This is a genomic window from Corynebacterium humireducens NBRC 106098 = DSM 45392 (assembly GCF_000819445.1).
Taxonomy (GTDB): Bacteria; Actinomycetota; Actinomycetes; order Mycobacteriales; family Mycobacteriaceae; genus Corynebacterium; species Corynebacterium humireducens.
In genome coordinates this window covers 107574-121727 of record NZ_CP005286.1, presented here as the reverse complement: position 1 = coordinate 121727, position 14154 = coordinate 107574, and the positions used below count along the sequence as shown (strand labels likewise).

Here is a 14154-nt window from a genome sequence, read left to right as displayed (position 1 = left end):
TAGTAGTTGTAGCTCCCGCCGGTGGCCTCGGGGGTTCTGGGTCACTTCTGGGTATGAGTGTCATCGTCGGAGGAGGTAGCGGTTTGCTTGGCCTTCTTGAGGATGTTGCGCAGCATGAGTGGGAAGATGAGCGCGTGGAAGGGAATGAGTGACCACCAGTAGAGTCGTCCAGGCAGGCCCGTCGGCTGATAAATGGCGCGTTGAATATATGTCGAGCCTGATCCGTTGTCGTTGACTTCGAGGACGAGCCACGCTCGTCCATCGACTTTCATCTCGGCAGCCAGGACGAGTCGATGAGGTGGTTCCAGTGCGACCACTCGCCACCAGTCCACGCGGTCACCGAGGACGAGGTGGCGCGGGTCGCGACGGCTCCCCAGCCCTGGGCCTCCGACCAAGCGGTCGATGATTCCCCGCACCCGCCACAGTACGGGGGTGGAGTACCAGCCGTTCGGCCCTCCGATTCCTTCGATTACCTCCCAGATCTTTTCTGCCGGAAGAGTCGAATCTCCCTGCCTGGTGTCCTCGTAGACGGACGTGCCTGACCACTCAGGGTCTGTGGGAAGGCTGTCTGCAGCGTCATCGGTTGTGCTCCAGCTGCGGTCCCAGGACGTGGGGACGCCGCGGTCGGTTTCGGCCTTGATGGCCAGGGCGACTGCGGTGGGATAGTCGATCAGGCCATCGGGCGGGTCGGGAATGATCTCGGCGATGTCATGGTCTTCCGTGACGGCATCTTCGGCCATGGACTGGGCCAGAGGTACCGCCAGGCCGGCAGGTACCGGCGTGACCAGGCCGATCCATGCTCCGGATAGGCGGTCCATGGGAAGTGGCAGAGGTACAGCGTAGATGTGCCGGCGCAGCCCCTTCTGTCGCCCGTAGAGGCGTAGGAGATCGGCGAACTCATACACTTTTCCGCATCCCACGTCGTACTGTCGGTTAACTGGTTCGTCGAGGTCAGCCGCCTTGACCAGGTAATATAACGTATCCCGAATGGCTAGTGGTTCGATGCGGTTCTTGATCCATCGCGGCGCCACCATCACGGGCAGTCGTTCGGTGAGGTGTCGGATCATCTCGAAGGAGGCTGAGCCCGAGCCGATGAGCGTTGCAGCGCGCAAGACCAGTGCCGGCGTCGCCCCATCGACGAAAATGCGGGCGACACGTTCACGGGAGCGCATATGTTTGGACAGTTCGTCCAGCTTCTTGCTCGTGGGGTGCAGCCCGGACAGGTAGACGATCTGCCTGACTCCTGCGGTTGCTGCGGCATCACTGAAAGCCGTGGCCGTATCGGCCTCTACTTTCTCGAAGTCCTCGTCCTTGCCGCCCATGGAGTGGACGAGGTACATGGCTACATCCACCCCCTCCATGATTCCGCGGGCGTCGTCGGGGTTGGAGAGGTCAGCTTCGACCAGCTCGACGTCCGTGCTCCAGTCGAACCGGCGCATGCTGTCAATGCGGCGGGAAGAAGCCCGGACCGTGAAGCCGGCCGCCAGGAGCTCGGTGATCAGTCGACCTCCGACATAGCCAGTCGCTCCCGTCACAAGGACAAGACGGTCGCGATGGTGAGCCGTGTAGGTGAGTGTGGGGCGCAACGAGGGTGCCATTGGACCAGTCTAGGGAGAGAATCTGTGCGGCGTGGCTGCGCACGCCGCTGGAGCGGAAAGATGAGAGAGGTGGAGGTGGGGCGCTTGTCGTAACTGTCCCACCTCCAGCCTCTCGGGAGTGCGGAGTCTGTTAGAGCACGCACAGCGGCAGGACGTCGCCGTGGCCGCCCTGCATGGGGACGGTGAGGAAGGTGCACGAGTTGAAGCCGCGGTTCTCCACGATGCTGCGAACCTTCGACCACTCCTCCGCGCTCAGATCCGGGGTGCGCGAGAGCACGAAGCCGGAGGAACGGGTGGGATCACCAACGATGGCGAGGGAGTAGTCCTCCTCAAGGTAGGTGACCCGGTAGTTGGTCGGGCCGTCCGGGTTCTGGAAGGGCACGCCCGGGAAGTTCACCCGCAGGGACGCATCCGAGCGGGTGGTCGCGGTGCCGTCGATGACAGACGGGCCACCGACGAGGGTGCCGCAGGAGTTGCGGACGGAGATGGTGGAGTCGTCGATGACGCCGTACTCCGCGGTGGTGTTGTGAGCGCACTGGAGGGTGTAGGGCTGCGGAAGGGCAGCAACCTGGTACCACTTGCCCGCGTAGCGATCGAGGTCGACCTTCTGGTCGACCTCCGAGAGCTCACCGCCGGGGACGGAGGAACCGTCGGGGATGATCTGCGAAGACGCTCCACCCAGGCGACCGCCGTCCAGGACGTTCTGCGCACCGGCAGTCGGGGCGAGAAGGCCGCCGGCGAGGGCGATCGTGGCCAGGGCGGTGAGAGTACGACGCATGTGCAGACCTTTCGGTTGATGGGGTTCCAACACTACATGAGGGTCGACTTACTCTGCTTTAAGGAATCGTCTGCTCGGGTGCGCGTGGGAAGCCCGCCACAGAAGCAGTTCCACAACCCCGCTACTTCCCCGGAGTGAGCGCTTCACGCAGTCGATTATCAGCGAGCTCCTCCACCAGCCACGGGCTGAAGGCGAAAGGAGTGGCGTCAACGGCCCTGATGAGCTCCACTGGGTCCACCCACGCCAGGGAGTCGATCTCGTCTGGACGAGGTGCCGGACTTTCACCAGCTGGTAGATGAGCGATGAAGACCGGACAGATCTCGTTCTCCACGATGCCACTGGAATCGACGGCCCGGGAGCGGAACTCCGGAAGGACCACGGCGATTTCTCCGACCGCTCCGGGTGTGAAGCCGAGCTCTTCGATGCTGCGGCGGGCGACAGCCTCGTCGTTACTCTCCCCCGGTCCGGGATGGCCACAGAAACTGGCTCTTCGCTTTTTAGAGTGCGTTGATCTTCCCCTGCAGCTGCCCGGAGTGAATCAGGCACCGCAATATGTAGTGGTCCAGGTTCCTGAACCCGAGGGCGATGCCGCGCAGGTGCTCCAGCCGTCCGTTGATAGCCTCGACTGGCCCGTTGGATGCGCCGATATCGAAATAGGCGAGGATGTCCTCACGCCGGCGCCACAAGGTGCGCCCGAGTTGGGCGAGCTCCTCCAGCCCGGCGGGTAGTCCCTTACGAATGCTGTTGATCACCCTGCTCATCAGCTTCTTTCCCTCCGATTTCTTCGGATGCCCGTACGCCTGGATCATGTCCTGGTAGAACATCCAGGTGACCTCGAGTGCGACGTACTCATCGTCGGTGGCCCACAACAGGTCCAGTCGCCTGTTTCTGCCGCTGCGTGAGGCAGTTCGTGCGGGTCAACAAGGTCCGGCGGTGCTTGTACAGCGGATCGTCCTTGCGTCCACGACGCCCGGTGGTCTCCCGTTGCAGTCGCTGCCGGCACCCGCTGAGCTTCCCAGCTGCCAGATGGATTACGTGAAACGGATCCATCACCTTGGTTGCGTCCGGGAGGACCTGGTCCACGGCGCAGGCATAGCCGGCAAACCCGTCCATGGTCACCACCTGCACCTGCTGGCGGAACTTAGGGTCGCGTTCCTGCAGCCACGTGCGCAGCACTTCCGCGCTTCGTCCGGAGCGGATCTCCAGCAGTCGGGCAGGCCCACGCCCATCCACCAGCGGGGTGAGGTCGACGAGGATGGTCACCAGGTTCGACGGTTCCGTGGGGCGACGGGTGTGTTTCCAGACGTGCTCGTCGACGCCGAGGATGCGCACCCCGTCGAGGTGGTGCGGGTTGTCGTAGACGAGCTTACGGCAGGCATCGAGTGCCACCTGGTTGACCAGCTCCCACCCGATACCCAACGCTTTGGCGGTGGCGGACACGCTCATCCGATCAATCGCCAGTCGCTGGAGGATCCAGCGGGTGACCCGGTGGGTGAGCTTCGCACCGTCATCGGCACACGTCAGGGAGGCCTGGAAGATCTTCCTGCCGCAGGCTGGATAGCTGCAGGTGAACCTCGGGGGACGCGCACGTGCAGACGGGTGGGAAACCCGACGACGGGAAGGTCGACCAGGGGCCGGACGATGTGGTCCCGTAGCTTTTTCGGGGTTTCCGCACTCGGGGCAGAGTCCGTCCACGGTCACGGGTGCGGCATCGATGATGGTGATGTTCCCGGCGTCGGCGGCACCGGTGATCGTCAATCCGATTTCCGCGGTACGGCAGATGGTGTCGGCCACGAGGTTGGAACTCAGGCTGCACAGTAGGGTCCTGGTTCGGTCAGATGATGGTGTGGTAACTCTCATCTTGTGACCTGTCAGGACCCCTATATGTTGTGCCACCCCGAACCCCACCCCGTGGTCAGCTACGCATTCCAAATCGTGAAGAGCCGGATAAGGCGCTCATCCCTTTTCACGCCTTCATCTTGCGCAGAATCTCGAGGAGGACAAGGGAGGACCCTCAAACCGCAGGTCGGCTCATCCCCGAGCCTGGTGGTTCTTCATATCCTCGTAGGCTGACAGGGCCGTTCGTCGGGAGTCGTGGAGATCGACGATGGGGTCCGGATATTCCTCCGCGGGAGGGAGCCACTTAGCGCGGTAGACACCCTCGGGGTCGTAGCGGGCCGCCTGGGTCTGCGGGTTGAAGATTCGGAAGTACGGTGCCGCGTCGTCTCCGCAGCCCGCAGCCCATTGCCAATTGAAGGCGTTGCTGGCGGGGTCCGCGTCGACGAGGGTGTCCCAGAACCATTCCTCGCCGTGCCGCCAGTGGATGCCCAGATTCTTGGTGAGGAATGAGGCCACGACCATCCGCACCCGGTTGTGCATGTGGCCGGTGTGCCAGAGCTCGCGCATGCCAGCATCGACAAGAGGAATTCCGGTAGTGCCTTCCCTCCAGGCGCTGAGCTCGGCCCGGAAGTCATCGTCGGTGGTTTCGGGGCTGCGACGACCGTCGCGCCCACCTGCCGTAGACCTAGCCAGTTCCGTGGGATCCCAGGCCCACGGAAAGGCATCGAACTCGGGACGGACATTTGTAATGGCGAGGTCGGGACGGTGATGGAGCCGGTGCCAGGCAAAGTCTCGCCACATAAGTTCCTTCTGGAATATGCCCGCGTCCTCCTCGTCAGGAAGGCGTGCGGTGACGGCCTCCCACACGGCCCGGGGGCTGATTTCCCCGAAGCGCAGATGTGGTGACAGTCGGCTGGAGGCCGTGCCACCTGGATAGTCGCGCCCCCGGGCGTATCCTGTGGAATCCAGGAAGTTATCCAACCGCTCCCATGCCCCGTCTTCGCCTGGGGTCCATGAATCCCTCAAGCCGTCAGTCCAGTCAGGCTCGGGGAAAGTGGGAAGTAGCGCCAGTTCCGCTAGTTCTGCTCTGCTCCGCTTCGGGTCTGCCCCGACCCCGTGAATTGCGCTGGCAGCGGGAGCAGGGAAGGTGTCGGCGAGGGTGGTGAGGAGCGTACGAGAGAAGGGGGTGAATACACGGTAGGGCTCACCCTGCCTCGTGGTGACCTCCCACGGTTCGGCGAGTAGGTGGCCCGGGAAGCTGTGGGCCGGAATGCCCCTGGAGCGCAGCGATTGCTTTACCTCGGCGTCAAGGCTTATCTGCGGCTGCTGGTATCGGCGACTCCAGGAGACGTAGGCGGCCCCTGTCTTAGTGGCCAGCCTGGGGATCATCCGGCGTGGATCTCCGCGCATGATCAGTAGTGGGATCTCCTGCTCGGCAAGCCGGCCGATGAGCCGGTCGAGGCTGTGGTGGAGCCACCACCTACTCGCCCCGCCCAGGCCCCGCACACCGGTGAGTGCCGGATCTTCTAGGACGTAGACCGCTATCACCGGGCCGTGTTCTGCAGCCGCGGCGAGGGCCGCATTGTCGTTGATCCGGAGGTCGTCCCGGAACCACATCAGTGACGGGCTGGAGGGCGTGGAACTGGATGAGCAAGCATAAGTCCACCCGTTAATCACGGTGTGCCTCCGCACTTTGGGAGATACACCCTAGAAGCCCTCGAAATCGCCCGACGCCAGGTCACGCATGAACTTCCCGCTCTCAGCCTCGCTGGGCCACTCGAAGTTGATGTCAACGTCGGCAGGACCATGTTGCTCAGGGCGTGGCTCTCCGTGAACGGTGTCGAGGATGCGCTGCTCTGGGGTGGGCTGTGTCATGGGGAGACCTTCCTGTCTGTGTTTCATAGTACGGAGGGCGGGTCTGAACGGACCTGACCCCTGTTTGGTAGACACCCGACAACCCGGCTTTCTGCCGGGGAAGAAAGGTAACCTGCCACCATGCCGATCAAGACCTACACCGAGGAGTTCCGCCGCGACGCGGTCGCCCTCTACGAGAACTCACCCGGGGTATCGATCAACGCCCTCGCCACAGAACTCGGCGTCAACCGCAACACGCTCCAGATCTGGGTCCGCAAATACGGCACCGGAGCCCGCACCAGCAGCTCGGATTCTTCCTCCAGCTCTGACACACCGACCGTGGTGACCGAAGCGGAACGCATCCGCCAGCTGGAACGAGAAGTTCGCAGACTCCGGGAGGAACGCGACATTCTGCGCAAGGCCGCGAAATATTTTGCGGAAGAGACGAACTGGTGATCCGCTTCCAGTTCGTTGACGACGCCCGGAACGACCATTCGGTTAAGCGGTTATGCGAGGTCCTCAAGCTCAATCGGTCCTCGTACTACAAATGGAAAAACACCTCCGCCACCAGGAAGAAACGTCTGCTCAGCGACGCGATCCTCGGCGCAAGGGTCAAGGCCGTGTTCACCAAGGAACGCGGATGCTACGGGGCGAAACGCATCACTGCGGAACTCAACGACGATTCGACCGCAACCCCGGTCAACCACAAGAAAGTCGCCCGCATCATGCGCTCGTTGAAGCTGTTCGGGTATTCGAAGAAACGCAAGATCACCACCCCGGTGTCCGAGGGAAAGAAGTCGGTTTTTCCGGATCTCGTGGGAAGGAAATTCACCGCTGAGCATCCCAATCGGGTCTACGTCGGCGACATCACCTACCTGCCGATCGCGGACGGGTCGAATATGTACCTGGCCACCGTCATCGACTGCTATTCCCGTCGGCTGGTCGGCTTCGCGATCGCCGATCACATGCGCACCTCCCTGGTCCAGGACGCGCTGGTGATGGCGAAGGGACAGCGTGGAAGTCTAAAGGATGCTGTTTTTCACTCGGATCACGGAAGTGTCTATACCTCGCATGCGTTCCAGGACACGTGCGGGGAGTTAGGGATCCGGCAGTCGATGGGCGCGATTGGTGCCAGTCCTGACAATGCCTTGGCGGAGTCATTTAACGCCGCGTTGAAGCGCGAGGTCCTCCAGGACGCGAAGACGTTTACCAATCAGTTGCAGTGCCGGCGAGATGTTTTCCGCTGGTGTACCCGCTACAACACCACGCGTCGACATTCCTGGTGTAAATATCTCGCGCCAGCAGTGTTTGAGGAGCGGTGTCCTGTTATGCTGAGATCTGCTTCCTGATCACATCCCCTGTGTCTACTTTCCGGGGGTCGGGCCCAGTTACCACACCATCATCTGACCGAACCAGGACCCTACTGTGCAGCCTGAGTTCCAACCTCGTGGCCGACACCATCTGCCGTACCGCGGAAATCGGATTGACGATCACCGGTGCCGCCGACGCCGGGAACATCACCATCATCGATGCCGCACCCGTGACCGTGGACGGACTCTGCCCCGAGTGCGGAAACCCCGAAAAAGCTACGGGACCACATCGTCCGGCCCCTGGTCGACCTTCCCGTCGTCGGGTTTCCCACCCGTCTGCACGTGCGCGTCCCCCGAGGTTCACCTGCAGCTATCCAGCCTGCGGCAGGAAGATCTTCCAGGCCTCCCTGACGTGTGCCGATGACGGTGCGAAGCTCACCCACCGGGTCACCCGCTGGATCCTCCAGCGACTGGCGATTGATCGGATGAGCGTGTCCGCCACCGCCAAAGCGTTGGGTATCGGGTGGGAGCTGGTCAACCAGGTGGCACTCGATGCCTGCCGTAAGCTCGTCTACGACAACCCGCACCACCTCGACGGGGTGCGCATCCTCGGCGTCGACGAGCACGTCTGGAAACACACCCGTCGCCCCACGGAACCGTCGAACCTGGTGACCATCCTCGTCGACCTCACCCCGCTGGTGGATGGGCGTGGGCCTGCCCGACTGCTGGAGATCCGCTCCGGACGAAGCGCGGAAGTGCTGCGCACGTGGCTGCAGGAACGCGACCCTAAGTTCCGCCAGCAGGTGCAGGTGGTGACCATGGACGGGTTTGCCGGCTATGCCTGCGCCGTGGACCAGGTCCTCCCGGACGCAACCAAGGTGATGGATCCGTTTCACGTAATCCATCTGGCAGCTGGGAAGCTCAGCGGGTGCCGGCAGCGACTGCAACGGGAGACCACCGGGCGTCGTGGACGCAAGGACGATCCGCTGTACAAGCACCGCCGGACCTTGTTGACCCGCACGAACTGCCTCACGCAGCGGCAGAAACAGGCGACTGGACCTGTTGTGGGCCACCGACGATGAGTACGTCGCACTCGAGGTCACCTGGATGTTCTACCAGGACATGATCCAGGCGTACGGGCATCCGAAGAAATCGGAGGGAAAGAAGCTGATGAGCAGGGTGATCAACAGCATTCGTAAGGGACTACCCGCCGGGCTGGAGGAGCTCGCCCAACTCGGGCGCACCTTGTGGCGCCGGCGTGAGGACATCCTCGCCTATTTCGATATCGGCGCATCCAACGGGCCAGTCGAGGCTATCAACGGACGGCTGGAGCACCTGCGCGGCATCGCCCTCGGGTTCAGGAACCTGGACCACTACATCTTGCGGTGCCTGATTCACTCCGGGCAGCTGCAGGGGAAGATCAACGCACTCTAAAAAGCGAAGAGCCCTTTTACCTTCAGTTAACTTATCAACACCTGAGAAAACAAAGAAGCTCGTTAGTGGGAAAATACCCCCTTGCCCCGATTGACCTCGGAAAACAAACAGATCCTTGCCCCCGAAACCGATCCTCCGCGCGCTTCTCAGTCAGCACGATTCACGGAGCTGTGGTAGCGCCGAAACCCGGCCATGAACTCGACAACAGACCGGGAGGCAACGGCGAATTACACGGAGCTCCACCCACTCCTCCCGGTAACGCTGAGGTGGGAAATACGACTGAATAAGCAAGAGACCGAGGAGGTTGATCGACTTGAATCACCACCCGATGCCCACCGTCGTGGCCGCTCTCCTGGCGGCCACGGCACTGGTCGCGTGCTCCCCCGCCGACAACGGCACCAATGGCGCCGCCCCCGTCACCAGCGAATCCGCGACCACCGCCACCAGCACCTCCGGCCGCAGCCCCGATCCCACCACACCGCCCTCCACCCCGGACTGCACCTCCGGCGACCTCGCCGCCAGCGAGTTCGGCCCGCACCTGCGCACCGCAAGCATCCGGACCAGTTCCGCGGAGTACTTCCACTTCGACGTCCGGGAGAACACCTACGACTCCTGCCGCGACCTCAGTTGGGTGCTTCTCGACGGCACCATCGGCGACATCAACGGCGACCACTCCCGCCCGGCCGGCACGGTGGTGCTGTTCGCGGGCGACCGTTTCGTGTCGAACTACCAGCCGCCCCTGTACGCGGGCGTCGACAATGTCCGCCGTCTGGCCGACAACGCGGCCCTGATCACCTGGCGCCACAACCAGGCCCCGCGCACCTCGGAGGAGTCCTACGAGCTGCTCGACGACCATCTCCGCCTCGTCGCCTACTCCACCCCGGACGAGCTGCGTGGGGCGGTGCCGGTCATCGACTTCCGCAACCCGCCGCTCGACTCGCAGGCCGGTCTGCCGCCGGAGGGCAACGCCCACGGCAGTCCCTACGCCGCCGAACTGCCCACGGGCCGTTACCTGCTCCCGCTCAACAGCGAGCAGACCCTCCAGTGCGAGCTGGGCCGCGACGACGGGGTGATCGCGGACTGCTGGGCCAACTTCCAGGCCCACTGGGACGGGGACGGCTCCAACCATGTGCGGTACGTGATCTCCCCGGCGCGGATCGAGAAGGACATCAACATCGCCCCCGACGCCCGCGGACTGCCGACGCTCCCCCGCGGTGACATCTACCGGGTGGGCACGGCCGTCGTGGATCTGCAGGAGCCGAATGTCGCGAGGATCGGGCTCGAGCCCGGTCAGGGGGTGCACATCTCCCCCGGCTACGTGGGTGAATGGTGAACGCCCTGATTTGACCTTCCCCGTAAGGTCAAGGGCATGGGTTCTGGGAAAACAGCCACACGCTGGCTCATCGTCGCCGCCGCGTCCCTCGTCCTGGGCCTGCTGTTCAGCCACTTCAACGTCCCCGCCGCGTGGATCCTGGCCGGCATCATCGGTGCCGGCGCGGTGGCCCTGTCCACCCATGAGGAGCTGCCGCTGAACGCCACCTTCGAGAAGGGTGGCCGCGGCACCATCGGCATCCTCGCGGGCATCCCCCTGGCCGGGGTGCCCCTCGGTGAGCTGGCGGGGTACGCGTTGCCCGGCGTCGTCGTCGCCCTGGTGGTGGTCGGGTTCGGCATTCTCGGTGGACTGCTGCTCTCCCGGGCGGAACCGGCGATTAGCCGGGAGACGGGCGTGCTGTCCATGCTGGCGGGTGGTTCCTCGGTGATGCCGGCCCTGGCCCGCGACCTGGGCGCCGACTTCCGTTACGTCGCCCTCAGTCAGTACCTGCGCCTGCTGGCCGTGTCGATGACGTTGCCCCTGGTCAGCGCCTTCTTCATGATGCCCGCCGACACCGGCGCAGGCCCGACCGGCCCGCCGGTCAACCCGTGGATGTTCCCGGTCATCGCGCTGGTGGCCTTCTTCGGTGACAGGGTCGGCTCGCTGCTGCGCCTGCCCTCCCCCGCGGTGTTCGGTCCCCTGCTGCTCACGGTGCTCGCGGGCATTCTCCTGCCCGCGGACTGGAGCATGCAGCCGCCGGAGTTCTTCCGCATCTACGCCTTCCTGGCCATCGGCTGGATGTGCGGTGGTGCGCTGTCGATCCCGGCGTTGAAGTTCTTCGGCCGGCAGCTGCCCGCCACGATCACCTTCATCGTGGCCCTCAGCGCGGCCTGCGCGGTGCTGGCGGTCCCGATCATGTACTGGGTGGACATCACCTACTTCGAGGCCTACCTGGCGACGAGCCCCGGTGCGATCGAGACGGCGCTGGCACTGTCCTCCGAGGGTGGGGCGGGTCCCGCGGTCGTCGCGATCCAGCTGATCCGCCTGCTGGGTGTGCTCCTCATCGCGGGCTGGCTGCCGCACATCCTGCGGTTCCTGCTGCGGGGCCGCGGATGAGATGGGCGGTCGTTGCGCCGGCGTCGATAGTCCTGGGGCTGCTCTTCTCCTGGTGGAACGTGCCCGCCGCGTGGATCGTGGCGGGCATCGCCGCGTCCGGCGCGGTGGCGCTGGGCACGGGCCGTGAGCTGGAGGTCAACGACTCCTTCTACCGTTTCGGGCGGGGCGTCATCGGCATGCTCGCGGGTCTGCCGCTCGTCGGTGTCGGCGTGCCGACGCTCGCCTCCCTCCTCGTCCCCGGCCTCCTCGTCGCGGTGGTCACCATCGGCATCGGCGTCCTGGGCGGGCTGCTGCTGGCCCGGCGCGAGGCCTCGGTGTCGCCGGAGACGGGCATCCTGTCGATGCTCGCCGGCGGGGCGTCGATCCTGCCGGTGCTGGCGCAGGAGCTGGGCGCCGACTACCGCTTCGTCGCCCTCACCCAGTACCTGCGGCTGCTCGTCGTCTCGATGACGTTGCCGCTGGTCACGGCGTTCCTCCCCCACCCCGGCGGCGCATCGCCGGAGCTCACGGACTCCCGCCCCTGGTTCCTGCTGCTCCTCATCGCGGCGGTCGCCTACTTCGGCGGGAGCCTGGCCCGCCCGCTGCGTATCCCGGTGCCGAGCGTGCTCGGCCCGCTGCTCATCACGGTCGTCCTCGGGCTGGCGGTGCCGCAGTGGTCGCTCCTGCCACCGGAGACGTTCCGCATCGCCGCCTTCCTGGCGATCGGCTGGATGTGCGGCGGCGCCCTCTCGGTGCCGGCGCTGCGGGTCTTCGCGCGTCAGCTGCCGGCGACGGTCACGTTCATCGTCGTGGTCATCCTCGCCTGCGCGGGCACCGCGGTCCCGCTGGCGTGGTGGCTGGACATCACCTACTTCGAGGCGTACCTGGCCACCAGCCCGGGAGCGCTGGAGACCGTCCTCGCGCTGTCCGCGGAGGGTGGGGCGGGGCCGACGGTCGTCGCGATCCAGCTCCTCCGCCTGTTCACCCTTCTCGTCGTGGCGGGCTACCTCCCGCAGATCATCCGCCTGGTCAGGCGGGCGTGATCGCGCGGTCCATCACCCAGTGCAGGACCTGTCCCTGCCCCGTGACCTCCAGCTTCTCGACGTCCCTCCCCCGCAGCACATCCCCCTCCCGCAGGGTCTCACCCGCGACCTCCACCTCGCCGTCGATGACGTAGAGGTGGACGTAGGCGGAACCGGGGAGGGTGACGGGGGCGGCGTCGACACGCGCGATGTACAGGGCGGCGCCGGTGGTGCCCAGCGGCAGCGGCGAGCCCGGGCCCGCGACCTGGAACACCCCGCCGGCGGCGAGGTCGGCGGCGAAGTCGTGGCTCTTGTGCGAGGGCGGGGTGCCCTTCTCGTCGGCCGGCAGCCAGGACTGGACGACGCGCACGGTGCGGCCGCTGGTGTAGCCGCCGGCGTTGACCTCCGAGTGGCGGACGCCGGAGCCCGCGGAGATGTGCTGGGCCATGCCGGCGCGGACCTCGGTGATCTCGTCGGAGCCGGAGTCGCGGTGGTGGACGGCGCCGTCGACGATCCAGCTGAGGATCTCGACGTCCTTGTGGAAGTGCATGTCGAAGCCCTCGCCCGGGGACACGATGTCGTCGTTGTGCATCATGAGCAGCCCGAAGGCGTTGGCCTCCAGGTCGAAGTTGCCAGTGGCGGGGAAGGACTGCCGGGAGAGGATGGCGGAGTCGCGCCAGTGGTCCCGGTCGGCGGAACGGATGACAGTGAACGTTGACATATCACCAAGCCTAGCCCGCGGGCTGCCGGACCTCAATAGGCTGCCCGTGCGGCGCCACCGCGGCCGCCCTAGGCTTACGCGCCAGGGGGAGAACACGATGGGAACCGTCTACCGCACCGCGCAGCTCGAGGAACTGGGGATCGGGCGGCGGCGTCGACAAGCCCTGGTGACACAGGGACAACTGCACCGCGTCGAGCACGGCGTCTACTGCACCGCCCCACCGGAGGGGGGCCTGCTGCTCCGGGCGGTGGCCCACACCCGGCCCCACCTGGCCTTCAGCGGCGTCACCGCGCGGCAGATCCACGACGGCGTCCCCACGACCACGCCGCTGGAGGCAGTGGTGCAGCGGCCCCACAACTACCGGAGCGGGCCCCTCGTCACCGTCCGCCAGGTACGCACCCTCGCCACCCGCACCGTCAACGGGCACCGGGTCGTGCCACCCGTCGGGGCGGTGGGTGACCTGCTGGCGGAGGACTCCGCCACGGCCCGCGCCTTCTTGGAGAGGCACTACGCCGGACGGGAGGGCAACGCGACGCTGGCCGCGGATCTCGCGGCAATGGGACCCCTGCCGCCCGCGCTGCGCACCCTCCTGGCGTCGGCCTCCATCGCCTCCGACAGCAAGTCCGAGCAGACGCTGGCACGGGCCCTGAAAGCGCGGGGCATCACCCTCACCCAGAACTTCCCCCTCGGCCACTACCACTGGGACTTCGCCATCCCACACGCGAAAATCCTCATCGACCTCGACAGCTTCCGCTACCACGCCGCACTGGCCGACGGCGAGAACGAGCGCACCTCCGTCATCGACCGGTGGAAGGCCAACGACGGCGCCCGCCGCGGCTGGCTGGTCCTCCACTACACCGGCGAGTGCGTGTACCGGCACCTGGACAGGGTCGTCGAGCAGGTGGCAGACACGGTTACGTGGCGGACCGGGAACAGGCGGACACGCTCCACACCGCCCGCGCTCCTCCCCTGCGAGGTGGCGCCACCCTGGACGTGGCACCACACCCTCCGCGCCGCCGGGCACGCGGTCACCGAACCCCCGTTCTTCAGCAACGAGGAGCTGCGCGCCATGGGTGTGGAACCGGGCAGCCCGGAGGACCCGAACCTCGCCTGACCGGTGTCCGTTCCGTGTGACACCAGGGGCCGTCCGGTACCGGGCGGGGCCTGGTGTCACACCAAACCGCCCCAGCC

The 14154-nt window shown here is 65.5% G+C and carries 14 protein-coding genes and 1 pseudogene; 7 read left to right on the top strand and 8 right to left on the bottom strand.

All coding sequences use genetic code 11. The annotated features are described in order from the left end of the window. Window positions 1–41 precede the first annotated feature (41 nt). The 7 genes and pseudogenes from B842_RS00565 to B842_RS13545 all read right to left on the bottom strand — a co-directional run bounded on the left by B842_RS00565 (window position 42) and on the right by B842_RS13545 (window position 6090). Window positions 42–1598, bottom strand: coding sequence for an SDR family oxidoreductase (locus B842_RS00565; protein WP_040084601.1), 1557 nt, complete (start codon window positions 1596–1598; stop codon window positions 42–44). A 130-nt stretch (window positions 1599–1728) separates the two neighbouring features. After that, window positions 1729–2376 carry a lipocalin family protein gene (locus B842_RS00560; protein ID WP_040084600.1) on the bottom strand — a complete coding sequence of 216 codons (648 nt, stop codon included), beginning with the start codon at window positions 2374–2376 and terminating at the stop codon, window positions 1729–1731. Window positions 2377–2497: 121 nt separating this feature from the next. Further along, window positions 2498–2851 (bottom strand): annotated as a pseudogene (locus B842_RS13325) (NUDIX domain-containing protein); the annotation flags it as partial. 22 nt (window positions 2852–2873) lie between these two features. Further along, complete coding sequence (locus B842_RS14045) at window positions 2874–3245, bottom strand: transposase (protein ID WP_248700183.1); 372 nt, start codon at window positions 3243–3245, stop codon at window positions 2874–2876. After that, window positions 3226–4170: an ISL3 family transposase gene (locus tag B842_RS00555; RefSeq protein ID WP_248700184.1), complete on the bottom strand. Its 945-nt coding sequence runs from the start codon at window positions 4168–4170 to the stop codon at window positions 3226–3228. Before B842_RS00555 ends, B842_RS14045 begins: the two co-directional genes overlap by 20 nt. Before the next feature lie 237 nt (window positions 4171–4407). Beyond that, the gene (locus B842_RS00550) at window positions 4408–5832 is read right to left on the bottom strand and encodes a cryptochrome/photolyase family protein (protein WP_040084599.1); all 1425 of its coding nucleotides are present in this window, start codon (window positions 5830–5832) and stop codon (window positions 4408–4410) included. Between the two features lie 90 nt (window positions 5833–5922). Then, window positions 5923–6090 (bottom strand): hypothetical protein, encoded by a 168-nt coding sequence (locus B842_RS13545; protein ID WP_156119388.1) that lies wholly within the window; start codon window positions 6088–6090, stop codon window positions 5923–5925. A gap of 120 nt (window positions 6091–6210) precedes the next feature. Between B842_RS13545 and B842_RS00540 the strand changes: the two genes are divergently transcribed. The 6 genes from B842_RS00540 to B842_RS00520 all read left to right on the top strand — a co-directional run bounded on the left by B842_RS00540 (window position 6211) and on the right by B842_RS00520 (window position 12263). Then, a protein-coding gene (locus B842_RS00540) for an IS3 family transposase (RefSeq protein ID WP_428839100.1) occupies window positions 6211–7418 on the top strand; the annotation gives its coding sequence in 2 pieces (ribosomal slippage) (window positions 6211–6511 and window positions 6511–7418; 1209 coding nt in all). A 98-nt stretch (window positions 7419–7516) separates the two neighbouring features. Then, the gene (locus B842_RS00535) at window positions 7517–8461 is read left to right on the top strand and encodes an ISL3 family transposase (RefSeq protein WP_248700184.1); all 945 of its coding nucleotides are present in this window, start codon (window positions 7517–7519) and stop codon (window positions 8459–8461) included. After that, window positions 8442–8813 (top strand): transposase, encoded by a 372-nt coding sequence (locus tag B842_RS13915; RefSeq protein ID WP_248700183.1) that lies wholly within the window; start codon window positions 8442–8444, stop codon window positions 8811–8813. Before B842_RS00535 ends, B842_RS13915 begins: the two co-directional genes overlap by 20 nt. Before the next feature lie 313 nt (window positions 8814–9126). Next, window positions 9127–10146 carry an LppP/LprE family lipoprotein gene (locus B842_RS00530; protein WP_156119386.1) on the top strand — a complete coding sequence of 340 codons (1020 nt, stop codon included), beginning with the start codon at window positions 9127–9129 and terminating at the stop codon, window positions 10144–10146. A 36-nt stretch (window positions 10147–10182) separates the two neighbouring features. Continuing rightward, window positions 10183–11241 carry an AbrB family transcriptional regulator gene (locus tag B842_RS00525; RefSeq protein WP_040084592.1) on the top strand — a complete coding sequence of 353 codons (1059 nt, stop codon included), beginning with the start codon at window positions 10183–10185 and terminating at the stop codon, window positions 11239–11241. Then, entirely contained in the window at window positions 11238–12263 is a 1026-nt protein-coding gene (locus B842_RS00520; RefSeq protein ID WP_040084591.1) for an AbrB family transcriptional regulator, read from the top strand. Before B842_RS00525 ends, B842_RS00520 begins: the two co-directional genes overlap by 4 nt. On the opposite strand, the gene B842_RS00515 is transcribed toward B842_RS00520, so the two are convergent. Then, entirely contained in the window at window positions 12250–12963 is a 714-nt protein-coding gene (locus tag B842_RS00515) for a pirin family protein (protein ID WP_040084589.1), read from the bottom strand. The genes B842_RS00520 and B842_RS00515 overlap by 14 nt on opposite strands. Before the next feature lie 97 nt (window positions 12964–13060). Here B842_RS00515 and B842_RS00510 point away from each other — a divergent pair, with 97 nt between their 5' ends. After that, window positions 13061–14077 (top strand): DUF559 domain-containing protein, encoded by a 1017-nt coding sequence (locus B842_RS00510; protein WP_169744840.1) that lies wholly within the window; start codon window positions 13061–13063, stop codon window positions 14075–14077. Window positions 14078–14154: the final 77 nt, after the last annotated feature.